General features: G+C 48.8%; 1 protein-coding gene. It reads left to right on the top strand.

Going from position 1 to position 668, the window contains the following annotated elements; translation table 11 throughout:
- The coding region (locus tag R8N49_RS27655; RefSeq protein ID WP_318190521.1) for an ABC transporter substrate-binding protein at positions 1-668 on the top strand (668 nt) is incomplete at both ends.

Below are 668 nucleotides of genomic sequence, written 5' to 3'. Positions count from 1 at the left end.
GCTATCGTGCATGCGATCAACAACGAAGGCATCGTGAAGAAAATCATGAAAGGCTTCGCGACAGCTGCTGGTCAGCAAAGCCCTGCGGGTTACGTTGGTCACAACGAAAAACTGGTTCCTCGCTACGATCTGAAGAAAGCTAAAGAGCTGATGAAAGAAGCGGGCTACGAGAACGGCTTTGCCCTAACTATGATTGCGCCAAACAACCGTTACGTGAACGATGCAAAAGTTGCACAGGCTGCGGCGGCAATGTTGTCTAAGATTGGTATTAAGGTTGATCTGAAAACCATGCCAAAAGCGCAATACTGGCCAGAGTTTGATAAGTGTGCGGGTGACATGCTGATGATCGGTTGGCACTCAGACACTGAAGACTCTGCGAACTTCAACGAGTTCCTAACAATGACTCGTAACGAAGAGACAGGTCGTGGCCAGTACAACTGTGGTTACTACTCAAACCCAGAAATGGACAAAATTGTAGAAGCAGCAAACGTGGAAACGGATCCAGCGAAACGTGCAGAAATGCTAAAAGGCGTTGAAGCGACGCTTTACAACGACGCAGCATTCGTACCGCTACACTGGCAAAGTGAAGCATGGGGCGCGAAGTCTAACGTGAAAGCAGCAGACATTGTGAACCCAATGGTTATGCCTTACTTCGGCGACCTAGTGGT

The sequence above is a fragment of the Vibrio sp. 1978 genome, assembly GCF_033344345.1.
The sequence above is the reverse complement of the archived record's forward strand: the minus strand, read 5'-3'. Positions and strand labels throughout refer to the sequence as shown.